The organism is Paenibacillus sp. FSL W8-0919 (assembly GCF_038003785.1).
In the GTDB taxonomy this organism is placed as follows: Bacteria; Bacillota; Bacilli; order Paenibacillales; family Paenibacillaceae; genus Paenibacillus_AQ; species Paenibacillus_AQ lactis.
Genome location: NZ_JBBOPV010000001.1, coordinates 2,368,853 through 2,395,521 on the forward strand (window position 1 = coordinate 2,368,853; position 26,669 = coordinate 2,395,521).

Annotated in this window: 23 protein-coding genes and 1 pseudogene; 15 read left to right on the top strand and 9 right to left on the bottom strand. The window is 54.0% G+C overall.

Annotated features, from left to right (window positions below; genetic code table 11):
* Positions 1-111: 111 nt before the first annotated feature.
* The 3 genes from NST44_RS10525 to NST44_RS10535 all read left to right on the top strand — a co-directional run bounded on the left by NST44_RS10525 (position 112) and on the right by NST44_RS10535 (position 8,228).
* The gene (locus tag NST44_RS10525; protein ID WP_340899253.1) at positions 112-2,379 is read left to right on the top strand and encodes a YhgE/Pip domain-containing protein; all 2,268 of its coding nucleotides are present in this window, start codon (positions 112-114) and stop codon (positions 2,377-2,379) included.
* Between the two features lie 782 nt (positions 2,380-3,161).
* Complete coding sequence (gene gltB, locus NST44_RS10530) at positions 3,162-7,757, top strand: glutamate synthase large subunit (RefSeq protein ID WP_340899255.1); 4,596 nt, start codon at positions 3,162-3,164, stop codon at positions 7,755-7,757.
* A gap of 321 nt (positions 7,758-8,078) precedes the next feature.
* A complete protein-coding gene (locus tag NST44_RS10535) occupies positions 8,079-8,228 on the top strand; it encodes a hypothetical protein (protein ID WP_167392982.1) in 150 nt (49 codons plus the stop codon).
* A gap of 134 nt (positions 8,229-8,362) precedes the next feature.
* Here the strand turns inward: NST44_RS10535 and NST44_RS10540 are convergent, their stop codons facing one another.
* Positions 8,363-8,731 (bottom strand): helix-turn-helix domain-containing protein, encoded by a 369-nt coding sequence (locus NST44_RS10540; RefSeq protein WP_007132316.1) that lies wholly within the window; start codon positions 8,729-8,731, stop codon positions 8,363-8,365.
* Between the two features lie 269 nt (positions 8,732-9,000).
* Here NST44_RS10540 and NST44_RS10545 point away from each other — a divergent pair, with 269 nt between their 5' ends.
* Together NST44_RS10545 and NST44_RS10550 are read left to right on the top strand one after the other, a co-directional pair.
* Entirely contained in the window at positions 9,001-9,363 is a 363-nt protein-coding gene (locus NST44_RS10545) for a YceI family protein (protein WP_138919355.1), read from the top strand.
* A gap of 376 nt (positions 9,364-9,739) precedes the next feature.
* Positions 9,740-10,681, top strand: coding sequence for an LCP family glycopolymer transferase (locus NST44_RS10550; protein ID WP_340899260.1), 942 nt, complete (start codon positions 9,740-9,742; stop codon positions 10,679-10,681).
* Between the two features lie 184 nt (positions 10,682-10,865).
* Here NST44_RS10550 and NST44_RS10555 read toward each other — a convergent pair.
* Positions 10,866-11,057: pseudogene (locus NST44_RS10555) on the bottom strand (helix-turn-helix domain-containing protein); the annotation flags it as partial.
* Positions 11,058-11,646: 589 nt separating this feature from the next.
* On the opposite strand from NST44_RS10555, the gene NST44_RS10560 reads away from it, so the two are divergent.
* Positions 11,647-12,564, top strand: a complete 918-nt coding sequence (locus NST44_RS10560; RefSeq protein WP_084046765.1) for an ATP-binding cassette domain-containing protein — start codon at positions 11,647-11,649, stop codon at positions 12,562-12,564.
* The gene (locus NST44_RS10565) at positions 12,554-13,330 is read left to right on the top strand and encodes an ABC transporter permease (protein ID WP_210094509.1); all 777 of its coding nucleotides are present in this window, start codon (positions 12,554-12,556) and stop codon (positions 13,328-13,330) included. The genes NST44_RS10560 and NST44_RS10565 overlap by 11 nt, the downstream gene beginning before the upstream one ends.
* 246 nt (positions 13,331-13,576) lie before the next feature.
* Here the strand turns inward: NST44_RS10565 and NST44_RS10570 are convergent, their stop codons facing one another.
* The gene (locus NST44_RS10570; protein WP_198031575.1) at positions 13,577-13,993 is read right to left on the bottom strand and encodes a polymer-forming cytoskeletal protein; all 417 of its coding nucleotides are present in this window, start codon (positions 13,991-13,993) and stop codon (positions 13,577-13,579) included.
* Between the two features lie 39 nt (positions 13,994-14,032).
* Positions 14,033-15,007, bottom strand: a complete 975-nt coding sequence (locus NST44_RS10575; protein WP_007132324.1) for a M23 family metallopeptidase — start codon at positions 15,005-15,007, stop codon at positions 14,033-14,035.
* A gap of 293 nt (positions 15,008-15,300) precedes the next feature.
* On the opposite strand from NST44_RS10575, the gene cls reads away from it, so the two are divergent.
* Positions 15,301-16,731: a cardiolipin synthase gene (gene cls / locus NST44_RS10580; protein WP_007132325.1), complete on the top strand. Its 1,431-nt coding sequence runs from the start codon at positions 15,301-15,303 to the stop codon at positions 16,729-16,731.
* A gap of 167 nt (positions 16,732-16,898) precedes the next feature.
* Entirely contained in the window at positions 16,899-17,852 is a 954-nt protein-coding gene (locus NST44_RS10585) for a YitT family protein (protein ID WP_028405889.1), read from the top strand.
* 124 nt (positions 17,853-17,976) lie between these two features.
* On the opposite strand, the gene NST44_RS10590 is transcribed toward NST44_RS10585, so the two are convergent.
* Both NST44_RS10590 and NST44_RS10595 read right to left on the bottom strand, forming a co-directional pair.
* Positions 17,977-19,038 carry a serine hydrolase domain-containing protein gene (locus NST44_RS10590; protein WP_340899266.1) on the bottom strand — a complete coding sequence of 354 codons (1,062 nt, stop codon included), beginning with the start codon at positions 19,036-19,038 and terminating at the stop codon, positions 17,977-17,979.
* A 129-nt stretch (positions 19,039-19,167) separates the two neighbouring features.
* Entirely contained in the window at positions 19,168-19,743 is a 576-nt protein-coding gene (locus NST44_RS10595; protein WP_340899268.1) for a TetR/AcrR family transcriptional regulator, read from the bottom strand.
* A gap of 215 nt (positions 19,744-19,958) precedes the next feature.
* On the opposite strand from NST44_RS10595, the gene NST44_RS10600 reads away from it, so the two are divergent.
* Positions 19,959-21,104, top strand: a complete 1,146-nt coding sequence (locus tag NST44_RS10600; protein ID WP_340899269.1) for an SPL family radical SAM protein — start codon at positions 19,959-19,961, stop codon at positions 21,102-21,104.
* Here NST44_RS10600 and ligD read toward each other — a convergent pair.
* The 3 genes from ligD to ku are packed head-to-tail and all read right to left on the bottom strand — an operon-like array spanning position 21,090 to position 23,844.
* On the bottom strand, positions 21,090-22,004 hold the full coding sequence (gene ligD / locus NST44_RS10605; RefSeq protein WP_340899270.1) for a non-homologous end-joining DNA ligase: 915 nt from the start codon (positions 22,002-22,004) through the stop codon (positions 21,090-21,092). The genes NST44_RS10600 and ligD overlap by 15 nt on opposite strands.
* A gap of 5 nt (positions 22,005-22,009) precedes the next feature.
* On the bottom strand, positions 22,010-22,915 hold the full coding sequence (locus NST44_RS10610; RefSeq protein ID WP_251535599.1) for an ATP-dependent DNA ligase: 906 nt from the start codon (positions 22,913-22,915) through the stop codon (positions 22,010-22,012).
* A 5-nt stretch (positions 22,916-22,920) separates the two neighbouring features.
* On the bottom strand, positions 22,921-23,844 hold the full coding sequence (ku, locus tag NST44_RS10615) for a non-homologous end joining protein Ku (RefSeq protein ID WP_028405895.1): 924 nt from the start codon (positions 23,842-23,844) through the stop codon (positions 22,921-22,923).
* A 261-nt stretch (positions 23,845-24,105) separates the two neighbouring features.
* Here ku and NST44_RS10620 point away from each other — a divergent pair, with 261 nt between their 5' ends.
* The 5 genes from NST44_RS10620 to rimI all read left to right on the top strand — a co-directional run bounded on the left by NST44_RS10620 (position 24,106) and on the right by rimI (position 26,668).
* Positions 24,106-24,393: a hypothetical protein gene (locus NST44_RS10620; RefSeq protein ID WP_007132333.1), complete on the top strand. Its 288-nt coding sequence runs from the start codon at positions 24,106-24,108 to the stop codon at positions 24,391-24,393.
* 2 nt (positions 24,394-24,395) lie between these two features.
* A complete protein-coding gene (locus NST44_RS10625; protein WP_007132334.1) occupies positions 24,396-24,578 on the top strand; it encodes an H-type small acid-soluble spore protein in 183 nt (60 codons plus the stop codon).
* Positions 24,579-24,876: 298 nt separating this feature from the next.
* Positions 24,877-25,338 (top strand): tRNA (adenosine(37)-N6)-threonylcarbamoyltransferase complex ATPase subunit type 1 TsaE, encoded by a 462-nt coding sequence (gene tsaE / locus NST44_RS10630; protein WP_028405896.1) that lies wholly within the window; start codon positions 24,877-24,879, stop codon positions 25,336-25,338.
* Positions 25,335-26,129 (top strand): tRNA (adenosine(37)-N6)-threonylcarbamoyltransferase complex dimerization subunit type 1 TsaB, encoded by a 795-nt coding sequence (tsaB, locus tag NST44_RS10635; RefSeq protein WP_340899273.1) that lies wholly within the window; start codon positions 25,335-25,337, stop codon positions 26,127-26,129. The genes tsaE and tsaB overlap by 4 nt, the downstream gene beginning before the upstream one ends.
* 17 nt (positions 26,130-26,146) lie before the next feature.
* Complete coding sequence (gene rimI / locus NST44_RS10640) at positions 26,147-26,668, top strand: ribosomal protein S18-alanine N-acetyltransferase (RefSeq protein WP_007132337.1); 522 nt, start codon at positions 26,147-26,149, stop codon at positions 26,666-26,668.
* Position 26,669: the final 1 nt, after the last annotated feature.

The window sequence follows — 26,669 nt, forward strand, 5'->3', positions numbered from 1 at the left end:
CCAAATGAGCATATTGGTCATTATGTACTGGCTTGCCATGTAATACCTCCACGAATGTGGAGCATGTCGGCATGCAACACCGTTATTTAGAGAAAAAGGGGAGAGACTCCGATGAAGTCATTATCTGTATTTGCAAAAGACATCGGCGCGGCGCTTCGTAATCCGAAAATTCTGATTCCGATCATCGCCGTGCTGTTCATACCGGTGATGTACAGCGGTATGTTTCTTGGGGCCTTCTGGGATCCATACGGGAAGATGGATGATCTTCCTGTCGCCGTCGTGAACAACGACCAGGGAGCCGTATTTGAAGGCAAGGAGCTTCAGGCAGGTAAGGACCTGGTAGCCGAGCTCAAGAAGGGTAAAGATTTTAACTGGCAGTTCGTGAACAAGAGCGAAGCCGAACAAGGAATGAAAGACAATAAGTATTACATGACGATCACCATTCCTGAGAACTTCTCGCAGCAGGCGACGACGTTAATGGATGAACACCCTCAGCCGGCCCAGATCGTATTCGAGCCGAATGAGGGCTACAACTTCCTCGCCGCCCAGATCGGCGGTACGGCAGTGAAGGAAATCCAGTCCAAGGTATCCCAGAAAGTGACGGAGGCCTATACGGAAACGCTGTTTGACCAGATCGGCAAAGTGTCGGATGGTTTGGGTGAAGCCGGAGACGGCGCATCCAAGCTGTCGGAAGGCGCGATCAAGCTTGATGACGGAGCCGTGAAGCTGAAGGAGAACCTGGCGAAGCTCGTTAGCGGAACCCAGGAGCTCCAAAACGGCTTGGCCCCTCTGACTAAAGGCGTCCAGGAACTGAACAGCGGCGCCGGCAAGCTTAGCACGGGGGCAGGAACCCTGTCCTCGGGCTTGGAGCAGCTGAAGAGCGCTCACGGCCAGCTTACAGCCGGGGCCGAGCAGGCAAGCAAGGGCGGCGCGAAGCTGCAGGCCGGGATTGAAGCTGCGGCAACGGGCAGCGCGAAGCTGAACGAAGGCCTGCAGGCCAACCAGGCCGGTGCCGCGCAGCTGGCGGCCGGTGCGAACAGCGCTGCCGAGGGCAGCGGCAATTTGAAGGCAGGGCTTCAACAATCGCTTGAAGCTGCGGCTTCCCTTGAGCAAGGGGCTAACGCGGTCGCAGACGGCCTGAAGCAGCTTGCGGAAGGGAACCCTGAGCTTGCGCAAAGTCCGGAGATGCAGAAGCTGCTGGCTGCCAGCCAATCCGTTGCTTCCGGTACTTCACAGCTGAATGCAGGCCAGAAGAAGCTGGCCGAAGGCGCAGCAGCCCTGGATCAAGGGGTGCAGCAGCTGAATGCGGGAGCGGGCAAGCTCAGCAGCGGTGCTTCGGAGCTTGCCGCAGGCGGCAAACAGCTGGCATCCGGCGGTAAGGAGCTGCTGGCCGGCGCGAAGCAGCTGAATGCAGGACAGACGCAGCTGGTTGACGGCATGAAGCTGTTTGGCACGAAGCTTGGCGAAGCGGCAGCCGGAGGCAAAGAGCTCGCAAGCGGCGCCGCAACGCTGGCGCAAGGCACGCAGCAGCTGGCAGGCGGAGCAGGCAAGCTTGGCAGCGGCGTAGGCGCGCTGGCCGACGGCTCGAAGCAGCTGGACTCCGGCGCTGGTCAGCTGGTCAGCGGCATGAGCGAATTGAAGGACGGCAGCGGAGAGCTGGCCGGCAAGCTGAACGAGGCTGCCGACAAGACGGGCGATATCAAGACGACGGACGAGACCGTCACGATGTTTGCCGGACCGGTGCAGATCGATGAGCACAAGGTGAACGAAGTGCCGAACTACGGCACGGGCTTCGCGCCTTACTTCCTGTCGCTCGGCTTGTTCGTCGGGGCCTTGATCTCGACGATCATCCTGCCGATTCGCAACTCCTCCGTGCCGGATGCATCCGGCTGGAACCGATTCGTCAGCCGCACGCTTTCATTTGCCGGTATGGGCATGCTTCAGGCGCTGCTGGCGGTCATCGTCATGCTCTACGGGCTGAAGCTTGATGTGCAGAACGTACCGCTCTTCTACCTGTTCTCCTTCGTGACGAGCCTGTCCTTCATGTTCCTGGTTCAAGCGTTTGTCACTTGGCTTGATCAACCGGGGCGCTTCGTTGTCATCGTGATTCTGATCTTCCAATTGACGACGAGCGCAGGTACCTTCCCGCTGGAGCTTATTCCGGACTGGATGAAGGTGCTGAACCCGCTGCTGCCAATGACCTACAGCGTGAAGGGGTACAAGGACGTCATATCGACGGGCAACTTCGACGGCATGTGGAGCAATACGGGCGTGCTGGCCGGATTCGGCCTCGCATTCCTGGTATTGACCGCCATTTACTTCTTGTCGAACCGTGGTGTTAAGAAATCGGTAAATGCCGAGAACGCAGTATCGGCATAAGATGAAAGCAGTCACGCAGGCTTAGCTTAAGCCGAAGGGTTGGCAAACTTGATGAAGGCACAACCATGTGCTGCAGGAGCTGGTAAGCTTGAAGGCACAACCATGTGCTGCAGGAGCTGGTATGCTTGAGGCTACAACCATGCGCTGCAGGGGCTGGTAAGCTTGAAGCTATACCCATATGCTGCAGGGTTGGCAAACTTGAAGGCACAACCATGTGCTGCACGGGCAGCCAAGCTTGAAGATACCATCTATGCTGAGGGGGATAACGGCCTGAGCATAAAGCATATAAAACAGAGAAATCGAGAAGGTGCCATTCAGCCGATGCGCCGAAGCAGCGATATGCGCTGTATCCACAAGGGGCTTTCCAAGGTCATAGGACCTGGGGAGCCCCTTTTCTGTGCTTATGAATTCAACGGGAATTTTGTGGCTCGAAGGATAAGGAGGGAAGAGAATCGGACATGGAGGGGGTTCGGAATGTTATATTTGCATTATTTTTTGCACTATTCTACATGATTTTAAACATCTATCTATGACGCATTTTCTTAAAAGTAATTCTTATCATCTTCATAAAAAGTTTGAATTGCCCCCATCGTGCGACGGTGATACAATAATCTGTACTAATTAATCTAACGTATCAGGTAAGGAATGACCTTTGTCCATTTTGCACTAAACTGCATCATTTCTAATCGGTGTTCTTGCTTCAGCATGGGGATCGATGCAGGGTCGTATGCTTTTAGTTCATTCAGCCGCATTTTATTCTATAACAAGAAAGGTTGCATTCTATGAAACATACCGATTTTCCCCAGAAACAGGGCCTCTATGATCCGCAGTTTGAAAAAGATGCGTGCGGTATGGGTTTCATCGCCCATATCAAGGGCAAACCATCCCATGCCATCGTCAGCAGCGCGCTGACGATGCTGGCCAACATGGAGCATCGCGGCGGTCAGGGCAGCGAGCCGAACTCCGGCGATGGCGCAGGCATTATGCTGCAAATTCCTCATGCCTTCTTTGCCGAGGAAGCGGCGAAGCTGGGCTTCGAGCTTCCTGAAGCCGGACAATACGGCGCAGGCATGCTGTTTCTGTCCCATGACCCTGAAGTTCGTGCCGCACATGAAGACCAGCTGGCCGCGATTATTGCCGAGGAAGGGCAGACGCTGCTCGGCTTCCGGGATGTCCCGACCAACGACGAGATGCTCGGCAAATCCGCAAAATCGGCGAAGCCGTATGTCCGTCAGGTATTCATCGGACGGAGCGAGGATATCTCGGATGATCTTGCTTTTGAACGCAAGCTCTACATTATTCGCCGCCGCGCCGAGCTGGCGATCCGTTACAGCGGCAAGCCCGAGGGCGACAGCTTCTACGTGTCCAGCCTCTCCTGCCGTAAAATCGTATACAAGGGCATGCTGACGACGGAGCAGGTGGGCCAGTTCTACCTCGACCTGCAGGAGGAACGCCTGGAATCGGCCATCGCGCTGATTCACTCCCGGTTCAGCACCAACACCTTCCCAAGCTGGGAGCGTGCGCATCCATACCGCTTCATGATCCATAACGGCGAGATCAACACGCTTCGCGGCAACGTGAACTGGATGCATGCCCGCCAGTCCCTGTTCAAGCACGAGCTGTTCGGCAGCGATCTGGAGAAAATCAAGCCGATTATCAACCCCGACGGGTCGGATACCGGCATGTTCGACAATACGTTTGAATTCCTGTATCTCAGCGGGCGCTCCCTGCCGCATGTGGCCATGATGATGGTTCCCGAGCCATGGAGCAACCATGAGAGCATGGATGATACGAAAAAAGCATTCTACAAATACCACAGCACCTTGATGGAGCCATGGGACGGCCCTGCGGCGATGGCCTTTACGGACGGCGTCCAGATCGGCGCTACGCTGGACCGGAACGGTCTGCGTCCGTCCCGTTATTACGTTACGAAGGATGATCTGATCATTCTCTCCTCCGAAGCGGGGGTACTGGATATTCCGGCGGAGAACGTTCTGTACAAGGACCGTCTGCGTCCGGGACGGATGCTGCTAGTAGACACCAAGGAAGGCCGCATCATCTCCGACGAGGAGGTCAAGGCGGCGATCGCGGCCGAGCTGCCGTACGGGGATTGGCTGGAGGAGCATCTGGTCGAGCTGCATGACCTTCCGGATGCGCCGGAGGCTCCGGAGCCGAAGCACGAGAACGTGCGCCAGCTTCAGCAAGCTTTCGGTTATACGTACGAGGAGCTGCGCAAGGTACTGGAGCCGATGGCGATCACTGGTGCCGAAGCCATTGCTTCCATGGGGTACGATGCGCCTCTGGCGGTATTGTCCGAGCGCCCGCAGCGCTTGTTCAACTACTTTAAGCAGATGTTCGCCCAGGTTACGAATCCGCCGATTGACGCGATCCGGGAGGAGCTGATCACCTCGACCGCTACGACGATCGGACCGGAGCGGAACCTGTTGAAGCCGGAGCCGGAAAGCTGCCGTCACATCCTTCTCGATTCGCCGGTGCTGTCCAATGAGGACTTCGCGAAGCTGCGCCATGTTCGCCGTCCCGGCTTTAAATCGATGACGATTCCGATCTTCTTCCCGGCGGCCGAAGGGGCCGAGGGTCTCCGCAGAGCGATCGATACGATGTGCGAAGCGGCGGACCGCGTCATCTCGAAGGGACATAACATTCTGATCCTGTCCGACCGCGGCGTCGACAAGGACAACGCGGCGATTCCATCGCTGCTGGCCGTCTCGGCGCTGCATCATCACCTGATCCGTCAAGGGACGCGGACCAAGGTTGCGATTTTGCTGGAATCCGGCGAGCCGCGGGAAGTGCATCACTACGCGCTCCTGCTCGGCTACGGCGTGAGCGCCGTCAATCCGTACCTCGCGTTCGAAACGCTCGACGATATGATCCGGGAGGGCATGCTTCGCGGCATTTCCCATGAGAAGGCCGTGAAGAACTATATTAAAGCGGCAAGCAAGGGCGTCGTGAAGGTCCTGTCAAAAATGGGGATCTCCACCATCCAATCATACCGCGGTGCACAGATTTTCGAGGCAGTCGGCCTGAAGGAAGATTTTGTCGAGAAATACTTTACCCGCACGCCATCCCGCATCGGCGGAATCGGGCTCGAGGAAGTTGCGCTCGAGGCGCTGGCCCATCATGAGCGGGCCTTTTCCGATAAGGACGGCAATGATAAAGTGCTGGATTCGGCCGGCGAATACCAGTGGCGGGCTGACGGGGAGGAGCATCTGTTCAATCCGAGAACGATCCACCTGCTGCAGCAGGCGGTACGTACGGGCGATTACGCCACCTACAAGAAGTATGCCGAGCTGGTGCAGGGTGAGAACGAAGCGCATCTGACGCTGCGGGCTCTTCTGAAGCTCAAGCCAGCGGGCGCACCGGTTCCGCTTGATGAGGTAGAGTCGGCTGCGTCGATCATGCGCCGCTTCAAGACCGGCGCGATGTCGTTCGGTTCCATCAGCAAGGAGGCCCACGAAAGCCTGGCCATCGGGATGAACCGCATCGGCGGCAAGAGCAATACCGGCGAGGGCGGTGAAGATCCTGCACGCTTTGTGCCGGATGCTAACGGCGATTCCCGCCGCAGCGCAATCAAGCAGGTGGCATCGGGCCGCTTCGGGGTAACGTCCAACTACCTGGTGAACGCGGACGAGATCCAGATCAAGATGGCTCAAGGCGCGAAGCCGGGTGAGGGAGGTCAGCTGCCTGGGCGTAAAGTATATCCTTGGGTGGCTGAAGTTCGCGGCTCCACGCCGGGGGTTGGCCTCATTTCGCCGCCGCCGCATCATGATATTTATTCGATCGAGGATTTGGCGGAGCTTATCTATGATTTGAAGAACGCGAACCCGCGTGCGGACATCAACGTGAAGCTGGTGTCGGAGGTCGGGGTCGGCACGATCGCTGCAGGTGTGGCGAAGGGCCGGGCGGATATCATTCTGATCAGCGGTTACGACGGCGGCACAGGCGCTTCGCCGCAGGGCTCCATTCGCCATGCCGGCATGCCGTGGGAGCTAGGACTGGCGGAAACCCACCAGACGCTGATCATGAACAACCTGCGCGACCGCGTCGTGCTGGAGACGGACGGCAAAATGCTGAACGGACGCGACCTCGTTGTGGCCGCTTTGCTCGGGGCTGAGGAATACGGGTTCTCCACGGCGCCGCTCGTGGCGATCGGCTGTATCATGATGCGGGTATGTCAGATGGATACTTGCCCGGTCGGCGTAGCGACCCAGAATCCGGAGCTGCGCAAGAACTTTACGGGGGATCCCGAGCATGTCGCCAACTTTATGCGCTTTGTCGCTGAGGATATGCGGGAGATTATGGCGGAGCTCGGCTTCCGCACCGTAGACGAGATGATCGGGCGCACCGACTGCCTGGATGCCGTGAAAGCCGATAATCATTGGAAGAAGAAGGGCGTCGACATCTCGGCCCTGCTGTACTCGCCGGAGCTTCCGGAAGGCAGCACGCGGTATCGCTCCCAGCGGCAGAACCATGGGCTTGAGCAGACGCTCGACATGCGTTCCCTTCTGGAAGCCGCCCAGCCTGCGCTGGACAGCGGCTCTCCGGTAGAAGGCACGTTCCCGATCACGAACGTGGATCGTGCGGTAGGCACCATTCTGGGCAGCGAGGTTACGCGCAAATACGGAGCTGCCGGATTGCCGGAGGACACGATCCGCTTCAGCTTTACCGGATCGGCTGGTCAAAGCTTCGGCGCTTTCGTGCCGAAGGGAATGACGCTGACGGTAGAAGGCGATGCCAATGACTACATCGGCAAAGGCCTGTCCGGAGGCAAGCTCATCGTGAAGCCTTCTCCGAAGGCGACCTTTAAAGCGGAGGAGAACATTATCGCCGGTAATACCGCATTCTACGGAGCTACCGGCGGCGAAGCTTACATCCGGGGAATTGCAGGCGAACGCTTCGCGGTTCGTAACTCCGGTGCGAGCATCGTTGTAGAGGGCGTAGGCGACCACGGCTGCGAATATATGACCGGCGGCCGGGTGGTCGTGCTTGGCGAGACGGGACGCAACTTCGCGGCCGGGATGTCGGGCGGCGTCGCTTACGTCTATGATCCGGATGGAACCTTCGTCCAGCGCTGCAACCTGGAGATGGTGCTGCTTGAGCGGGTGGAGGAGCCGAAGGAGAAGGACATTCTGTTCCGGATGATTCAGCAGCACTCCATCCACACGGACAGCGTGCCTGCCCAGCAAATTCTCGGGGAATGGGATGAGGCGGTTCAGCGCTTTGTTCGGGTTATTCCGAAGGATTACAAGCGCATGCTGCAGCAGATCGAGAAGGCGGAAGCCCAGGGCCTGGCGGGTGAAGCAGCGCTGCTCGCTGCATTCGAAGCGAATATGAAAGAATTGGCTCGCTCAGGCAGCTAAAGGCCGATAAGACTTTTTTACGCATAAATAAGCTGCATTGTGTTCTTTATCAGAATACAATGCAGCTTTTTTTCATATATAAGAAAACGATAAGGCTGCACTGCATACTCGTACATGGCGAAGGGGCGGCGAACCTCAATATTCGACAAAAATAGAAGCTTTCGCGGAGGACAATGCTTCCACCAGACGACACCATCATAAGAAAGGGTCCGGTATAATATTGGTAAGTAAGTTGTTTGTCGGTAAATCGTACATAACAACGTTGAAGAGCAGTAAGGGATGGATTAGGGAATATAGTAGATAGGAGAGTCGTTTAAGAAAATGAGTATGGACAAGGAGAGAAGCTCAGGAAGCACCGAGCAGAAGCTTGACCGACTGAAGACGGATCTGGACATTCACAAGCTCATGATCCAATTAGGAATCCATCCTGAAAAATGGCTGCAGGCAAAGGAACGTCAACAAGGACAATAACACGGTCAACATATGTGAATACTGTTGCACAAAAATCCCCGGCGGACGGATCGACAGGATCAAACCCGCCGGGGATTTCGTTGATTTGCCGTACGTACGGCAAACGGGCATGGAAGAATAAAGCCGGGAACCCCTTATTTCATGGAGCGCTCCATTCGCACAAAAGCGATGAACCGCTTGGCTTCTTCCTCCGTCAGCTTGCGACCATCGATCGTGAGATTAAAACGCTCCAGCAGATCGTCGTCGGAAAGCTCCAACTGGTCGACAAACTCACGTACCTCCGGCTCCAGGACTGCTTTTGGCAGTGCCGTTCGTCCGATGAGATAATCTATCGATACGTCAAAGAGGTCTGCAAGGCGGGTCAATGTTTCAAAATCCGGTTTGCGCCGGTTTTTTTCATAATGGGATAGTGCCGCACGAGTGATTCCGACAGAAGCAGCAAGCTCTTCTTGGGTCCATCCCCGCTGTTCGCGTAATTCAGAGATTCGTTCTCCGTAGTTCATATGCATTGATCCCCCTTTCGATGGAGTGTTTGTATCTATAGAAGCTGATTGCATCGATCTGTCATCTAGATGCCTGTGACCGAAATTATGGGAAAATCGGTATTATGCGGTTGACTAGATACAATATGTATCGTATTATGTTGAGTAGTAATGACAGATACGATTCGTATCTGCAAATCGGTCAATGGGTGACATTTAGTATCATTTTATCCAGCAAGGAAACGTCCCATACCAAAAAAATCGATAAGGGATGGCGGAGATATCTTATCATGTTACACGAACGGCAGCACCAAATCACCGTTAGCATTCGCCTGCTGCGAATCGGAGAGATGACCATTCATGGGAAAAGCCACCCGGTTACTCCGCTTGAGCTGGTTCCGAATGGGCTGGTATTCCTATGTCCGTGGAAAATCCCAATACAATCTAATGTTTTACTCGGTTATGTGATTGACGATCGGGTGGACCATCTTCTGTTAACAGGAACTCTTGAGGATCGGGGGCTCTTTCAAGGTCATTATATGTACCGGTTGGAGTTTGAAGCGGACCGCGAACAGAAAAGCCGGATCATCGGTATGCTGAACAGAATGATGCTCCAAGAACTCCAGCCAAGCAGGCTAAAATTGTACAGCTGAAAAAATACCGGACATCCCAGACATGACCGCTGACAAAAAAACTTATGACTTAAGATGTGATATACGAACTTCGGCTCATTGTTATTCTACTATATTTACGATGCCCGGTCATTAGTTCTTTTACCTTAAATCAGAGCGTCCTATATGGCGAAAACCTTGACGATTTAGCTCGTAACGGCATTTACATGACCCATGCGAACTACTCTCCCGATACCCCTTTTTGGCGTGAATCATGATTGATTCAGCTATAATCCACGCAATGCTCCTCCTCATAATACGACAGAATAAGTTGCAAATCGACAGATTTCGAGCGAGGCATTTTGTTATTGTATGTTGGCCTTATAATCGTGGTGATTTATTAGGAGGGCAGCTTCGAATGAGAATATGGAGAAAATGGTGGGTGTGGCTGCTCATCGTTCTTGTGGTTGTCCCTGCGGGTTATATGACGTATGTGTACCAGTCCATCAAATCGACAGCGAATCAAATGTACGAGGAACGAGAGGAAGGATTGCCGCCGGTAGTGCCAGTGTCTACTGTCGAGCAGAATGTCCCCGTCAAGCCGGATAAATTGAAGAATGCGGATCAGCCGGTCCCGTTTACGGTGCTTATGCTTGGGGTGGATGAACGACCGAACGACAGGGGGCGCTCGGATACGTTGATGCTGATGGCCGTGAACCCTGCCAAGGGCTCGATCATGATGTTCAATGTTCCGAGGGATACCCGAACGAGCATCGTCGGCCATGGCAAGGTTGACAAAATCAATCATGCATACGCCTTTGGCGGTGTAGATATGTCGATTCGTTCGGTCGAGAACTTCCTTCAGTATCCGATTGATTATTACGTTAAAGTCAATATGGAAGGCTTCTCGCAGATCATTGATTCCCTCGGCGGCGTAACGGTACGCAACCAAATGGAATTTGATTATGCGGGCTATCATTTCGGCGAAGGCATTCTGAAGCTGAGCGGGGAGGAGGCTTTGGCCTATTCACGGATGCGTTTCGAAGACCCCAAGGGAGATCTGGGGAGAAACGCTAGGCAGCGGGAGATCATCAAAGGAATCCTCGATAACGCGATGAGGATAACGACGGTGTTCAAGCTCGAGGCACTGCTGGATGATGTCGGGGGCAGTGTCAAAACGGATATATCCTTTGATGAGATGAAACGGTTCGTCACCGATTATCTTCAGAAGCTGGATCGGATCGATCAGGTGGAGATCCAGGGGCGCGGCCAGACCATTGACGGAATATGGTACTACATTGTCGATCAGAACGAGAAGGAACGCATTCATTCTCTGCTTAGTGATTTTATGGGGGGCTAGGGCGCGTGTCCTTATCTGGCCTTAGTCAACGAAGAGGTTCATGAGGAAAAGGAGGTGCAGGTTAACTGCCTCACCGCCGTTTCCTCTTTTTTATTCGGTAAAATAGGAGCGCTTTCATTGGAAGCCGGATGCTTGGTCCAGACTGCCTTGTTCCTGTATTCCATCCTCTCTTAGCCGGAAGCTAGCGTCCGATAATTTTATCGATCGTGGTCTCGAATATGTCCGCTAGACGCGTCAGAGTCTCCAGATTGGGTTTTCTTCGGTTTTGTTCGTAATGCGATAGGGATGCACGGCTAATTCCTATTAACTCTGACAGCTCTTCTTGAGTCCATCCTTTCTGTTCCCGCAGTTTCGCTATGCGAGATCCATATGTCATTCATATTCACCTCACTACACTCATCAAGGATTTTAAAGAAATCAATGACTTGCTTCTAGGTTTATCATGATACAAAATGTATCCTAAAATAGGAATATCGTCAATACATATTGTATCAAAGTGTTAAAAATGAAACAAATTGTATCAAAGAATATCGCGAGCCATTTTTTTCTGTTTTATTTGACAAAGGTCAGCATATTTTATAATATTTTTGGTGTGGATACAAAATGTATCATGACGAGATGAGCATAACAGCTTATGAATCCCGGAAAGGAGATGACGGGATGAGTGAAGGGTTGATGTATTGTGTCAGCTGCTGCCGAATACTGCCCGTGACGGAAAGCTACACTTTGTATAGAACCGGATTTTATAAGCACAATGTCCCTGCGGGGATGTGCAAGGAATGCCAGGCGGGTTTATCGGAGGACCGCAAATAGCATTGCAGGGTTACTGGGGTTGAGGGGATTGGGCTGGAAGTTGAAGCTTGGCATAAGGCCTGTTATGACTGCGCACATTTAGTCTTTTGTTCTGGTATTGTATAATGGGCATGTTTCAAAGGATAGGATACCAGGGCAAAGGAGAGTAGATGATGCAGCAGGAACCGCTTGTAAGGCTGCTCGGCGTGACGAAGAAGATATCGTCCAAGGTGCTGGTGGACAACGTAACCTTTGATATACCGCCGGGCCAGATCTTCGGATTTCTTGGACCGAACGGCGCGGGCAAGACGACGACCATCCGGATGATGGTCGGGCTGATGTCCATCACGGAGGGGGATATCGTGATCGGAGGCTACAGCATCCGGTCGCACTATGAGCAGGCTGCCGCATTGATCGGGGCCATCGTCGAGAACCCGGAGATGTATAAGTATCTGTCGGGGTATAACAATTTGAAGCATTTCGCCCGGATGATGCCGGGAATATCCGAAGAGCGCATCCGCGAGGTGGTGGAGCTCGTGGGGCTTGAGCATCGAATCCATGACAAGGTTCAGACCTATTCACTCGGGATGCGCCAGCGGCTGGGCGTGGCGCAGGCCCTGCTTCATCGGCCGAAGCTGCTCATCCTGGACGAGCCGACGAATGGATTGGATCCGCAGGGGATCCGCGAGCTGCGCGACTACTTGCGCAGATTAACGCGGGAAGAGGGGACGACGGTGTTCGTTTCCAGCCACCTGCTGTCTGAGATGGAGCTGATGTGCGACCGCGTCGGCATTATCCGGCACGGCCGCCTGATCGATATCCGGCAGCTTCGGAGCGAGGACGGCGAGCGGACGGCCGAGGAGACTGCCTTTACCGTTCATGACGCTTCTGCGGCTGCCGCATTGCTTCAATCCTTCGGGGCGAAGACCGAAGGGAATAGGGTGATTGTCCGGGGCAATCCGGAGACCGTCGCGGATATCAATGCCCTTCTGGTTGAAGAGGGAATCCGCGTATTTGCGATACAGCCGGTAACCGAATCGTTAGAGGATCAGTTTTTGGAAATGACGGGAGGGGATCGCCATGTGGAGTAGCTTTCCCAATCTGGTCGCCAATGAGAATATGAAAATCTATTTCCGCGTAAGGACCTGGATCATGCTGGCGATCCTCGTGTTTTTCAGCGCCGCGATGCCGGCGATGCTGTATGTAACGGGGGCTGCGATGGACGCATGGACCGTCTTTACATGGACGGAGAGCTTTACGCTCTACCTGAGCGCGATCTTCACCGTTGTCATTGCCGCTGACATCGTAGCCGGGGAGTTTGCGGCGGGGACGATCAAGCTGCTGCTGATCCGCCCGCTCCGGCGGGGGAAAATATTGATGTCAAAATGGGTCGCCGTCCTGCTGTTCATCCTGCTCTGTGCCGTCCTGACAGCCGTGGTCGGCATCGCGCTGTCACAGCTGTTCTTCGCGGGCACGGGCGGCCTGGGCTCCGGTTCCGGAGCCTCATCGATGGTAAACTCATTGCTGCTGCTGCTCACCGATACGATCCAGCTGGTCATGATCGCGCTTGTTGCGTTTATGCTGTCAACGCTGTTCCGGTCGGGCAGCCTCGCCATCGGCATCTCGCTCCTGGTCTTGTTTACGAAGGATCTGTTCGGCTTTATGTTGAACCCGGATAAATACGTATGGGCGAAATACATCCTGTTCCTTCATATCGACCTGAGCGGATATATCCAATCGCCGATCGGTCCAGGCGGGGTTTCTCTCAGCTTCTCCATCTTCATTTTGGCCGCGTACAGCCTCGTCTTTCTGCTGATTACCTGGTGGGCCTTCGCCAAGCGGGATGTTGCCGCGTAGACACGCGAGCTGATGGAAGTTTTCGTTCGGTCATCCATATTCTGCTGTGCATTAGGGGAAAAAATAAGAGCTCCTTCGGCCAAGTGAATGGCGGCTGAAAGGGGCTCTTTTGCTTGGAGGGCCTTGGAGGGTAAGGGAGCGGTAGGCAGAGGATCCGCCCTGCCGGCAAGCTGAGCTTCCTGCAGGAACGTCGTTTCTCGAAGCCGCGCGCAGAGGCTGAAGGCCGAGGCTCGCACATCCGCCGAGTCAGCCTGCTTCCGGCTGCTGCATCGACGGTGCGGCCTCCGATTGCTCCGATGCGGCACCTGCTGCTTCCGCATGCTCCATCCGGCTGGCCCCGTTAAGTAATCCGCCTTCCATGATAATCAGGGAACCGGCGTAGACATCGCCGTACATCTGTCCGCTTGGGGTTATGGTCAGCTTGCCCTCGGCAATGACGTCCCCGTATACCTTCCCGGCTACAATGACCTCCTTGGCGGAAATATTGGACCGGCACGATGCGCTCTCGCCAATGGTAACGCTGCCTTGGCTTTCAATCGCTCCGTTAAACCGGCCGTCGATCCGCAAATTATCCTCGGACTGCAGCACGCCCTCAAACTCACTGCCCGGGCCGATCAAGGAATCGATAAGATGAGCAGATGCTTTGCGTTTCTTTTTCTTCATAATCTGTTGTCCTCCTTACCAATCAATTAAATTTCTGGATTATTGCACATAACGCATAGGATCGACGGTCTCGTCGTTTTTGACAACCTGAAAATGCAAATGGGGCCCTGTGCTGCGACCTGAAGATCCCAGCTGGCCGATGATCTCGCCCTGGGCAACCTGGTCTCCGACCGAAACGCTCAGCTTGTTCAGGTGCATATACCAGGTCTCAAGGCCGTTAGGGTGCTTAATCACGATGTACAGCCCACGTGCGCCGCTGCGCTCTGCCGCGGTAACCTGCCCGCTTCCTGCCGCATAGATCGGGTCGCCGATTTTGCCGGCAATATCGATACCGGCATGATAGGCGGACCGGCCGGTGAACGGATCGCTGCGGTAGCCGAAGCTCGAGGTCAGCCTCCGTGAGTCAGTCGGCCACAGCGAAGGAAGGCCTTCCCGCCGCTCCTGGGTTTCCTGGGCTTGGTCCAGCGTTCGCGGAATATGGCGCTCCAGCTGGGATAGCAGCTGCTGGATTTCCTCGAAATCATCCCGAATGTCGCTCGCCATATCCAGCATTTCGTTCTCATGCACGGCAATGTATTCTCCGCCGACATGCAGCTGCGCGTCATCGGACATCGAGGATGTCGGCGTGCCTGATAAAGACCCGTGCTTCTCGATGAATTGCTGGAGCTGCTGCTCCAGCTGCTGAACGCGTTCCATCTGCGCCTTCGTTTCTTCAGCCTCGCCCGACAGCTGGATGATGGCTTTGTTCAAGCGCTCGATGGCTTCATCTTTGTCGCTGACGGTCACTTCCATCTTCAAGGCTTCGAGGCTCTTGAGCGTCAACTGCTGCTCCAGAGTCGAAATGGTCTGAGCCGATTGGATCTGCAGCGACACGATCAGTCCGGCGATCGACAATACCGCGGCTGCTGGCACCGCGATCATGAGAGGCTTGGACAAATGAAACTGCTTGACGGAATGCTGGGCATCCCGGAGCACCAGCAGGGTTAAGCGTTGGTTACGGTGCGCGGTTTTCATGGCATCTCCCCTCCATTCATGTTTAGTGGGTATAGCATCCTCCGCAAGACTTGGCCAGCTCCTTATCTTCTATGTATTCTACTCTTTCGAAAAACATGTCAAAAATGAGATGTAAACGTATATTATTCAAGCAGGTGTGACATTGGGTAATTGAATAAATACATAATTAATTGGTCAAAGCTGTAGTTATCTGTCTTTATTTACGCTACTTATCCACGATAGCTGAGACGCCTAGACCAGCAATGTCTGTTTAAAAGAAAAGACCACTATTATTTCCGTTAGGAGGCTGCCGTATGGTGTGGCTTCTGCTTGTTCTCATTGTGTTTATTTTGCAAATGGCAGCGGTGCTGCTGCTTGAATTCCGCAATCCTTCCAAGACGGTTGCATGGATGTTTATTCTGTTCTGTCTCCCGCTGCTGGGATTCGTGATCTATTTTTTCGTTGCACAGGATTATCAGAAGCGGCTTAAGATTCGCCAAAAAGGTTCCCGGCTGTTTCGGGAGATGAAGGAGCATTTCTGGGACCGGGCGGCTGTCGTCCTGCGCAAGGAGGATATGAACAATCCCGGCTTCCATCATCATGATCGTCTGTTTAATCTGTTAAAGCATTTATCCGAAAGTCCCATCACCGGCTGCAACGAGACCCGTGTCTTAACCGATGGCAAGGAGACCTATGATGCGATGCTCAAAGCGATGGAGGAGGCCAAGGATCATATTCATGTAGAGTTTTATATTTTCAGAAATGACCGGATCGGTACGAAGTTTCAGGATGTGATGATCCGCAAAGCCAAGGAAGGGGTCAAGGTGCGTCTTGTATGCGACGGGCTGGGGAGCTATAAATTGAAGAAAGCGTTCATACGGCGGTTTAAAGAATCCGGGGTTCAGTTCTATTTCTTCCTGCCTGCCATGGTATCCATGTTCAGCCGCAGAATCAATTACAGAAACCACCGGAAGATCGTCGTGGTGGACGGTACCGTCGGATTCCTCGGCGGCATCAACGTCGGGGATGATTATCTCGGGGAATATCCGGACATGGGCTACTGGAGGGACACCCATCTGCAAGTAGAGGGAGATGCGGTCTATTTTCTGCAGAGCGTATTCCTGCACGACTGGAAGCTGGCATCCGGCGAAGCGATCTCGAATCCGAGCCTGTATCCAGAGCACCACTGTACCGGGAAGGAGCAGGTGCAGATCTTGAGCAGCGGTCCGGATACGAGCTGGAATGCCATTCATGAGATGTGCTTTGGGGCCATATCGGTTGCCAAGGAGCGCATTTGGATTACATCGCCGTACTTCATTCCGGATGAAGGGCTGTACGAAGCGTTGAAGACGGCGGCGGTAAGCGGCGTCGACGTGAGGATTATTATTCCGGATCATGCGGATTCGCGGCTCGTCAAGCTGGCGTCGCTGTCGTACGTGGAGGAGCTGCTGGCGGCCGGAGTGTCCTTTTATGAGTATGAAAAAGGGTTTATCCATGCCAAGGTGCTGATCGTTGACGAGCTCCTTGCCTCCGTAGGCACGGCAAATATGGATATGCGGAGCTTCTTCTGCAACTTCGAGCTGACGGCTGTGATGTTCGACGAGCAGCCGATCCATCGGCTGGTATCGGATTTCAAGGAGGACCTGAACCACAGCAGAGCCATCGAACTGGAGACATTCCATGCGAGGGGTAGATGGCAGAAGGCAGCCGAAATCTTGTGCCGGATGCTGTCCCCGTTGTTATAGCCTCCATTATAGGCAGCATTAAAGTCAGCTAATGATGGAATGACATGCATATAGAGGTTGATCTTTGAAAATGGTAGTAGCGGCTTTCATTAATATGATAGAATATTTATAGGAGTGCCGCTAATAAATATACAGTAGCTGAGGTTCATAATGAACGGGGGAGATTTATGTCAAATGATGTGAAGATTTCTGTACAGCCGCACACACAGCCGGAACCGCAGTCCGTGCCGCCGCTGAAAGCGGACCAGCAGAAGCCGGAGAATCCGAAGAGCGGATCAATTGCTTTAAAGCTTCTCCGTCGTCTGGTGTTCTTAACTTTCGGTGCAATGCTGATGGCGGTGGGACTGGAGATTTTTCTGGTGCCGAACAAGATCATTGACGGGGGAATTACCGGCATCTCGATTATGGTGTCCCATATAACCGATGTCCCGCTCGGGATATTCCTGACTTTATTCAACCTTCCGTTTCTGTTTATGGGTTATAAACAGATCGGTAAAACCTTCGCTTTATCCACGTTGTACGCCGTACTGGTCATGTCGATCGGAACCTATTTTCTTCATCCTGTCGCTCCGATTACGATCGATCCGCTGCTTGCTGCCGTCTTTGGCGGAATACTCCTTGGCGTGGGCGTCGGTCTGGTCATTCGATCGGGAGGATCGATGGACGGTACGGAAATTGTAGCGATCTTAATTACCAAGAGAACGCCGTTCTCGGTCGGGGAAATCGTGATGTTCATCAACGTATTCATTCTCGGCAGCGCAGGCTTTATCTTTGGCTGGGATCATGCCATGTACTCGTTGATTGCTTACTATCTGGCATTCAAGCTCATCGACATTACGATCGAGGGCATCGACCAGTCCAAATCGGTTTGGATTATCAGCGATAAGCATAAAGAAATCGGCGATGCGCTGACCCAGCGGCTTGGACGCGGAGTTACTTATCTTGAGGGCGAGGGAGCCTATTCCGGGGACAGCAAGAAGGTGATCTTCGTGGTCATTACCCGGCTTGAGGAAGCGAAGCTGAAATCGATTGTGGAAGATTGGGATTCGCAGGCCTTCGTGGCAGTCGGCAATATTCATGATGTCAAGGGCGGCCGGTTTAAGAAGAAGGCCATTCATTAAACGTTATACAAGCTTGAATAGTTCAGGGTTCCACCTGCTTGCTGGTACAAGAAGCGGGCGGAGCCCTATTTTTGATGTCAAAAGCTAATCTCTACACGATGGAATTCCCGCTGCGATTTGTAGCCTAGGTGGGGCTTTTCGTCTTCTTGTAATGGCGTATGATGCGGGCGATTCTGTGGACGGCGGCCGACTGGCCGATGGCTTGGTTTACCGTCCCGGTGAAATATAACCCCGTTTCCGGGTGGTGGAAGGCAAATGCGCCGGATTGGCCCCAATGGCCGATTAAGCCGTCTTTCATGTTCAAGAGGGACAATGGCTGACGTACAATGCCTGAACCGTAGAAGAAAGTGCCGGGTGCCCATAGAAATTTCCATTCCATGAGCTCCTTCAGATCCGTCTGCGGAAATAGAACGCCGTCGAAAAACGCTCGGAGGAAGGTCATGGTCTCTCGGGCCGTGGAAACGATGCCGCCTTCGGGTGCGATGGAGGACATGTACAAGGGGATTTGAAGCCGGGTTTTCCGGTAATAAAAGGAAGCGGGTCTTCCATCAAGAGGGTCCTTGTATACGTAGGTCTGGGTCAGTCTCAGCCTGTCGAAGATGCATTCCTTGAATGTTGCCTCGATCGGCTGCCCGGTTACCGTTTCAATCAGCTTCCCTAACAGCTGATAATTGGTGTCGGAGTATTGGGCTTTATTCTTCATGCCCGGCGGGAATTTCGGACGAAGCTGCCTGACGGCTTCAAGCGTCTTCTCTAGCGGCCAGGACTGGTCTTTCCCGGCGATTAAGTCGGCGAATACGCGTCCCGAGAAATAATCTGGAATGCCCGAGGTGTTGGACATCAATTGCTTGATCGTGATCTCCCGGGAATAGTCGACGTTCTGGTAAACGTGAATGCCCTTGATCATCGCCTCGGGCAAATATTCGCCAATCCGATCATCAAGCCGAAGCAGCTGCCGTGAACGCAGCTGCAGAAGAACGGCCGTGACGTACAATTTGGTTACGCTGGCGATAAAAAAAGGGGTCTCCGGCTTCATTTCCCCGGCGCTGCTGACGATCGACAGCGACCGATCCTGATTCTCGACGCACATGACGGCGCCGAATATATTTCTTCTGCGCGTCATTGCCGCCATCCAGCGATCAAATCGCATTTGATCCAGCGGCGATGGGCCCGCCTTTTCCTTCATCTTCATGCCTCCCTAAACACAGAATTGAAATGCTTGACCATGGAAATTCAAAATCCGGAACCATGGAATTTTCAAAACCTTGGATTTCTAGCAAATCCTCCGAAATCATGCCGAAGGAGAGGCGGCTGTTCAAGTTGGTTCCGCTTGCCGCAAGCGCGCCGCGCGAATGAAATCCTCGGCCGCCTCATTCATCATGGCCATTACCTGCTCCTCGTTGACACTCGTTGTAAACAAATCGTTGGCGACCATGACGGACAAGCCGGTCTGGAACGTCTGCATTTTGATTAAAAGCGCCCGAAGCTCCTCGCCGGAAAATCCCGCTAAGCCGGGATCCTCCTTCATCAGCTCGACCACCTCATTAAGCTGTTCTTCGTTATGCTTCATATACGGATTGTTCTTCATGATTAAATCCCGGTACAGCAGGGGAAATTCCCTGGCGAAGCGCAAACTGGCCATCCCGATATCCCGAAACGGCTGTCCGGTCCGCTGCTCGGTAATCATCTGCTTGGCTACGTGAAGCGCGTGCTCCACCACTCGCTGCAGAAGCTCCTCCGCATCGGCAAAATTAACGTAGATCGGGGCGATCGAGCATCCCAGGCGGTCGGCCACTTTCCGGATGGAGACGGAATCGAGCCCGTCCGCACGGGCAATGTCAAATGCGGCCAGGATGATGTCTTGTTTGGTGAATTTAGGCTTTGGTGCCATAGGTATGCTCCTTGTTCAATAAATATAACACTTGATATATAACATATGTTATGTATTGATTATAAGGGATTATTTTCCTGATTGCTAGTGGGATGTCATGATAATCGATTTGTAAATCCAGTAAATTCCTTTTATAATAAGAACGTATGTTTGCTATAATATAACCATAACATTTTCGGAAATAGAGCAGGTTACGACAAGGAGGCGAAGGGGATATGGCGCAAACGACTTATGAGAGCATTTCGACCAAGCAAACGCTCAATCGGGTGAAAGAAGAGCGGATGCCGTTTGACTGGTCTATCAATCCGTACAGAGGATGCGGACATGGCTGCAGCTTCTGCTATGCACGCGCCTTCCAGTCCTTTATCGGGATGGGGGCGGAGGATGAATTCCAGCATCATATTTTCATGAAGACCAATGCGGCGGAGGCGCTGGCGAAGCAGCTGTCCGATACGGCTGCCAAATTCGGCCATGATATTGAAGCGATGCGGAGATCGATCGGGCAGGTGACAATCGGGACGGCTACGGATCCGTATCAGCCGATCGAGGGAAAGGCGGAGATCACGAGGGAATGCTTGAAGCTGCTGGCGAAGTATCGCATCTCAACCAGCATTACCACCCGCTCGCCGCTCGTGCTGCGCGATATGGACATCCTGACCCGGATGGAGGACGTTTCGGTCAATATCAGCCTGAATACGCTGGATGCAGATCTGATCCGCAAGCTTGAGCCGGCATCGCCGCATCCTGCAAGCCGATTGGAGGCCGTCTGGAGGCTGTCTTCCGCCGGCATACGGACAGGCGTATTTGCGGCACCCGTCCTGCCCTATCTTACCGATGGGGAAGAAGGGCTTAGGGAGCTCCTGTCCAGGGTGAAGGAGCATGGCGCTTCTTTTGCCATGATCTCGCTCTTGAGGCTGTCACGCGACGTTAAGAAATGGTATATGGAGACGCTCAAGCTCCATTTCCCTGAGGTCGTGCCGTCTTATCGGGAGCTGTACAGATCGGGAGCTTACGCCGAAGAGCAGTATATACGAAGCTTCAAAATGATGGCCGCCCGCCTCTTGTCGGAGTATGGACTGGGATGGACGGCAAGTCGCCCATCGAATCCAACCACGGGATCCTACGATCCCGCGACGGAAAGAAGGACTTCCCGATTGGCGGAAGGCATTGATTCAGGCCATGTTGCAGGGGCAGGCTCGCATGCTCTATCCGGAAGTGCAGGTTATAAGGAAGGGGAGGAGCGGGGCCGGGAAGCAGCCCCGCACCATTCCATCCGCCAGCGCAAGCTGCCTCAGCCTGCGGCACCCGTCTCCGCCGAGGATCTGAAGCCGGAGGTTGAGCAGCTATCATTTCCGTTTTGATGCCGGCTTCCCCTTGGCATTCAGATGCCGGATGATGTCTCCGATCGGCTGGGGAGGCAGAGCCTGCAGCAGGTCGCCCCTCTCTTTAAGGCGCTGCTCGATGTTCAGCAGGTGGAAATCCGTCGGAGAGACATCCCGCTGAACCTCTTCCCAAGTGAGCGGCGTGGATACCGTTGCGAGGCGTCTGGCCCGGGGAGTATAAGGTGCGGCAAGCGTTCTTCCGCTGTAATGCTGCAGATAATCGAAATAGATTTTGTCGCCGCGGTTTTTCTTCAGCCGCTCGATGGTAAACAATTTAGGGTGTTTCTCCGTTACGTATTGACCGACGAATTGGCCGACGGAGCGAAGCTCGTCGAACGTAATGCCTTCGGGAATCGGGACGATGATCTGCACCCCGGTTGCCCCGGACGTTTTCGGTACGGAGGCGATTCCAAGCGAGCGCAGCACATCGCCGACGATGGCCGTAGCTTCCATGATCCGCGGCTCCTCGGGAAGCGACGGGTCCAGATCGATCATCCATTCGCATGGCAGAACGTCACCGGCCAGGTGGAGCGAAGGATGGAATTCCAAAGCAGCGAGGTTGCCCAGCCATAAGAGCTCGGGCAGCCCGTTCAGCATGACATAGTTGATGCCCTCGTGCACGTAGGTACTGACAAAGGGCGGGAGCGGCTCGGGCGCATTTTTTTGATAGAACGATTCTCCGTCCACGCCGTGGGGATAACGGATGGTTGTCAGCAGCCTGCCTCTGCAATAGCGGAGCAGGTAGGGAGAGATCGCCGCGAGCTTTCGCAGATAGATGGCTTTAGTAATGCCAACCTCGGGCCACAGCGGCTTGTCCGGATTGGTAATCTGAATCTCTTGACCTTCAATGGTCAGCGTTCCTTTGACGGTACGGGCCATAGCCGTTACACCCCCTCAATCGACAGCAGCTTCGGATGCCGCATCATTCCGTCCTGGCTCCACTCCAGGAAGGTAACCGTAGCGGTCAGCGGCTTGCTAAGCCAAGCGAGCTGCTCCTTCTTCAAATCTGCGTGCAGCGTCTTCCAGCCGGCACCTGACGGATGCAGGCCTGCATATTCTAACAGCCGCTGCTTGGTCTGTTCGTTCAGTCCAAGCGATGCCCTGCCGGTATAGTTGTTCTCATCGTCAGCCAGCACGAGGCTGGCTACGCGGCCTTCTCTTATGATCAAAGCGACAGCCTCCGCCTGCATGGTGATGGCGATCTTTTTTTTGTACCAGTCCCGGTGCTTCTTCCCTTCACGGTAAGGGGAGGAGAGACGTTTCATAACGATTCCCTCCCATCCGCGTTCCTCGGCCCATGCCCACAGGCTCTCGCCCTCCAGGAACAGATCGGCCGTCAGGATTCCGGGCGTAGTGGAGACGATCTCCTTCAGCCGATGATGCCGGTCAAGATAGGGCAGCTTACGCATATCCTTATCGCCGTCGACCAGAATGTCAAACAGCACATACGTGAAGAGCGGGGCGCCCGACCGAACCGAACGTGAACGCTCCCGCTGAAGCACCTTCTGGAACACCGGGCGTCCGAGCTCTGGATGAAAATAAACCACTTCGCCGTCCAGGAGCAGACGATCGTGCTGCAGCGTCGACAGTGCGGCAACCACCTCGGGATAGAGGGTTGTTTTGTCCAGCAGCTTCCGGGAATAGAGGGAGACTTGGCCGTGGTCGATGCCTGCAAGGATGCGCACTCCGTCCCACTTCAGTTGATAGCCCCAATCGTCGCCGGTTTCGATCTTCTCCGTGGAGATCGGCGCCATCGGCTCTTTAGGCAGCAGCTCTCGTAAATGTCCCATTTCGTTCAGGAGCCTGCTTCAGATTTCTTGGCTTTGGCGCGGCGCTTTGGCTTCGGCGTCTCATCCGTATCGTCGCCGCTCGCTTTCGCGGCCGGCTCTTTGGCTGCCGTCTTGCGGGTTGTCTTCCGCGGCTTCGCCTTCGTTCCCGGATCGGTGCCGATCGGCTTCACTGCCTCGATGCTGGCCTGAAGCGCGGCCATCAGGTCGACAACATTGGTTTCCTGGCGGGCAGGGGCGATTTTGATTTCCTCGCCGGACACCTTGCTGTTGATGGCCTCCAGCAGACGCTCCCGGTAATCATCCGTATATTTCTCCGGGTCAAACGGCGTCGAGAGCTGATCGATGAGCAGCTTCGCCATATCCAGCTCTTTGGAGTTAACCTCGGTCTTCTCCGGGAGATTGGGTACCTGCGATATCGGACGGATTTCATCCGGATAAAAAATCGTTTCGATCGACAGGCACTCATCCAGCACCCGAATCGCCGCCAGACTGCTCTTGGAGCGGATGGAGATTTTGGCGATCCCGATTTTTCCGGACTCCTTCATCGCCTCCATCAGCAGGCGGTACGCGTTCGCGCCCGCTTGATCGGGCGAGAGATAATAGGTCTTCTGGAAGTAGATCGGATCGATTTCCGTCAAATCGACGAAGTCGAGAATCGTGATGTTTTTGCTGTTTTGCTCGGCCAGCTGCTCCAGCTCGTCTTTTTCAAACAGCACGAACTTGCCTTTTTCATACTCGTACCCCTTCGTAATTTCCTCCCATCCGACTTCCTCTTCGCAAACCGGACATTTGCGGACATAGGAGAGCGGACTGCCGCATTCCTTGTGAATGTAGCGCATCGATATATCCTTGTCTTCCGTGGCCGAGAACATCTTAACCGGCACATGCACCAGGCCGAAACTGATGGCGCCTTTCCAAACCGTATGCATCTATGAAACCTCCTATCTGTTTTTGGAATGAATCGTATGAACAGGATGTAGACGTATAATCTGCTTCTATTAGTGTGCCCAAAAAAAGATGCTCCTATGAGTCATTGCCGGTCTTTGCATAAACCGGGAGCCGACCGGGGAACATGATGGGTCTTTGAATAACCCCCGGGGACTGAGGCACATGACTGTTCTTTGAATAAACCAGGGAGAATCGAGGCATATTGACGGTGAACACTGCCTTAGCAAGGAGAGTGATCTTTAATGGATAAGCACAGGGAATCAGAACCGTCGGAAGAAATTCAGAAGGATCGTTCCTCGGACCGCGCTTTTGCAGAGCCGATCAGCGGAGACGTGGTGGATTGGCACAGCATGACTTCGGAGGAGAGCGACATCTCCCGGGAATCTACCATGTTTGACATTGACCGAATGATCAACGAAGGTCTTGGCGGGGGGAATGTCACGATGGACAACGGGCTGATCGGCCCTTCGACCACCGATACGATGGATCTCGTCGACGAATCGCCGAGATCCAAGAAAGAGAGGGAATAGGAATGGATGTACAACGCGCCGTCGAAATATTCGAATCCAAGGACACGTACAAGGTGAATCTTGAAGGCGAGCCGGTCTGGATCGAGCATGTGGATCAGCAGAACGGCATGGCTACCGTCCAGGTCGGGTCTCGTCCTACTAATACGCAGACCGTGAAGGTAGACCGGCTGGAAGAGGGCGAATAACCTTTAACCGGGGGCCTTTACGTGGATGAAAATACACCTTAACCGGTGGTGTTGTGTTTTATAAAGCACCACTTGGGTAAGGTGTATTTTAATTGGTGTGAAGATGCTAACGGAGTTTTCTGAAAAACATGCGAATATCATCCGTCAATAGTTCAGGTGCCTTGATGGGGGATGTGACTTTCCTTGCAGGGGGAAGAGAGGACCGATATAATGAAGATCAAGCATTTTATAAGGCTGGATTATTTCATTAAAGGTGGGTTAAATCGTGAATAATGGCCGCACGGATGGCCGGTTTCAAATGATTTCAAGCCGTCTGGAGGAGACGGAGCAGCTTGCCGCCTGGTTGGCAGAACATGCACAGCCCGGGACGGTGATCGGTCTGGACGGAGATCTTGGAGCGGGGAAAACGGCATTTTCCCAGTATTTCGCAAAGCATCTCGGCGTAGCCGGGGTGGTGAACAGCCCGACGTTTACGATTATTAAAGAATATAACGGGCGGCTGCCGCTCTATCATATGGATGTATACCGGCTGTCCATCGATGAAGCGGACGAGCTGGGTCTGGATGAATACTTTTACGGTGACGGCGTCTGCCTTGTGGAATGGAGCAGCCTGATCACGGAGCTGATGCCGGAGCAGTATCTCCATCTTTCGATTGCCATGACGGATGAAGGAGACCGGTTGATGACGCTGACCCCTCAGGGGAAGCTATACGGCGATTGGTGCCGGGACTTGAATGAAAAATGGGGTAAACAGGAATGAACAACAACGACACGAAGCCGCAGAAGCGGTTTTTGGCGCTGGATACGTCCACGTCTTCGCTGGCGGTGTCCGTGATGGATAACGATCAGCTGTTAACGGAAATCAACACGAGCGCGGAGCGGAACCATTCTGTGTATCTGCATCCGGTCATGGCGCAGGCCTTGGAACAAGCCGGCATCGGCATGGATGATATCGACGGCATTGCCGTCGGAGTCGGTCCGGGCTCCTATACCGGAATCCGGATTGCGGTAACGGCTGCGAAGACACTGGCCTGGGCGAACCGGATTCCGGTCGTCGGCGTTTCGAGCCTGCATGCGCTGGCTTGGGGCGGGCTTCAAGCTGGCAGGGACCAGCATGAAGCAGCAGCAGGGAATCATTGGGTTATCCCCCTGCTCGATGCAAGACGGGGGCAGGTATATACGGCTCTGTTTGCTGCAGAAGCAGCAGGCTCGAAGTCGAAGGCACCAGAGCGGCTTGCGGCAGACGGCATCCGTCTGATGGAAGCCTGGGTGGATGAACTGAATGAGCGAATCGGCCAACTGTGCGAGCAGGAGCGCCCGTCTGCTGTTTATGTAGTAGGCGAGACGGATCTTCATGCCGAGGCGGCCCGCCGTTTGTCATCCTGGTTCGGCGATCACCTGCAGCTGGTGCCTTATGCGCTCGAAGGGCGCTGGCTTGGCTATCTTGGAGCGGCTCGTTTGTCGGCCGGGGATTCGGATGAGCCGCATACGCTGATACCGAACTACACACAGCTTTCCGAAGCGGAAGCGAATTTGCTGCGCAGGCGGTGAAGTCAGGAGGGACGTTCATGGAGCAGGAGTGGAAGCCGGATGCGCAGGAGGAAGGCGCGCTGTCCTTCCGGCTGATGACGCTAGAGGATATTCCGGATGTTCTTGCGGTGGAGCACGAGGCCTTTTCGGTGCCCTGGACGGAAGAAGCATTTCGCAATGAGTTGAAGCTGAATCATTTTGCACATTATATGGTGATGGAATACGAAGGACGCTTAATTGGATATGCAGGGATGTGGACGATTGTTGACGAAGCCCATGTGACCAATATTGCATTGCTCGAGGCCTATCGCGGACGGAAGTGGGGCGAACGGCTGCTCAGCGAGCTGATGAAGACGGCGGCATTTATGGGGATGGAGAAAATGACGCTGGAGGTCCGTTTATCCAATCATGTCGCTCAGCGCTTATATATGAAAAAAGGATTTAAGCCCGCCGGCGTCCGCAAGGGTTATTATTCGGACAATCAGGAGGACGCGCTGATTATGTGGGCGGATCTGCCTCCCTATCGGGGGGACGAAGGCATGGAAGGAAGTCATAAATAGT

Bases quoted from the DNA above. Each gene is read 5' to 3' on its own strand.
- NST44_RS10525 (WP_340899253.1), top strand. From the start codon at position 112: ATGAAGTCATTATCTGTATTTGCAAAAGACATCGGCGCGGCGCTTCGT.
- gltB (WP_340899255.1), top strand. From the start codon at position 3,162: ATGAAACATACCGATTTTCCCCAGAAACAGGGCCTCTATGATCCGCAG.
- NST44_RS10535 (WP_167392982.1), top strand. From the start codon at position 8,079: ATGAGTATGGACAAGGAGAGAAGCTCAGGAAGCACCGAGCAGAAGCTT.
- NST44_RS10540 (WP_007132316.1), bottom strand. From the start codon at position 8,731: ATGAACTACGGAGAACGAATCTCTGAATTACGCGAACAGCGGGGATGG.
- NST44_RS10545 (WP_138919355.1), top strand. From the start codon at position 9,001: ATGTTACACGAACGGCAGCACCAAATCACCGTTAGCATTCGCCTGCTG.
- NST44_RS10550 (WP_340899260.1), top strand. From the start codon at position 9,740: ATGAGAATATGGAGAAAATGGTGGGTGTGGCTGCTCATCGTTCTTGTG.
- NST44_RS10560 (WP_084046765.1), top strand. From the start codon at position 11,647: ATGCAGCAGGAACCGCTTGTAAGGCTGCTCGGCGTGACGAAGAAGATA.
- NST44_RS10565 (WP_210094509.1), top strand. From the start codon at position 12,554: ATGTGGAGTAGCTTTCCCAATCTGGTCGCCAATGAGAATATGAAAATC.
- NST44_RS10570 (WP_198031575.1), bottom strand. From the start codon at position 13,993: ATGAAGAAAAAGAAACGCAAAGCATCTGCTCATCTTATCGATTCCTTG.
- NST44_RS10575 (WP_007132324.1), bottom strand. From the start codon at position 15,007: ATGAAAACCGCGCACCGTAACCAACGCTTAACCCTGCTGGTGCTCCGG.
- cls (WP_007132325.1), top strand. From the start codon at position 15,301: ATGGTGTGGCTTCTGCTTGTTCTCATTGTGTTTATTTTGCAAATGGCA.
- NST44_RS10585 (WP_028405889.1), top strand. From the start codon at position 16,899: ATGTCAAATGATGTGAAGATTTCTGTACAGCCGCACACACAGCCGGAA.
- NST44_RS10590 (WP_340899266.1), bottom strand. From the start codon at position 19,038: ATGAAGGAAAAGGCGGGCCCATCGCCGCTGGATCAAATGCGATTTGAT.
- NST44_RS10595 (WP_340899268.1), bottom strand. From the start codon at position 19,743: ATGGCACCAAAGCCTAAATTCACCAAACAAGACATCATCCTGGCCGCA.
- NST44_RS10600 (WP_340899269.1), top strand. From the start codon at position 19,959: ATGGCGCAAACGACTTATGAGAGCATTTCGACCAAGCAAACGCTCAAT.
- ligD (WP_340899270.1), bottom strand. From the start codon at position 22,004: ATGGCCCGTACCGTCAAAGGAACGCTGACCATTGAAGGTCAAGAGATT.
- NST44_RS10610 (WP_251535599.1), bottom strand. From the start codon at position 22,915: ATGGGACATTTACGAGAGCTGCTGCCTAAAGAGCCGATGGCGCCGATC.
- ku (WP_028405895.1), bottom strand. From the start codon at position 23,844: ATGCATACGGTTTGGAAAGGCGCCATCAGTTTCGGCCTGGTGCATGTG.
- NST44_RS10620 (WP_007132333.1), top strand. From the start codon at position 24,106: ATGGATAAGCACAGGGAATCAGAACCGTCGGAAGAAATTCAGAAGGAT.
- NST44_RS10625 (WP_007132334.1), top strand. From the start codon at position 24,396: ATGGATGTACAACGCGCCGTCGAAATATTCGAATCCAAGGACACGTAC.
- tsaE (WP_028405896.1), top strand. From the start codon at position 24,877: ATGATTTCAAGCCGTCTGGAGGAGACGGAGCAGCTTGCCGCCTGGTTG.
- tsaB (WP_340899273.1), top strand. From the start codon at position 25,335: ATGAACAACAACGACACGAAGCCGCAGAAGCGGTTTTTGGCGCTGGAT.
- rimI (WP_007132337.1), top strand. From the start codon at position 26,147: ATGGAGCAGGAGTGGAAGCCGGATGCGCAGGAGGAAGGCGCGCTGTCC.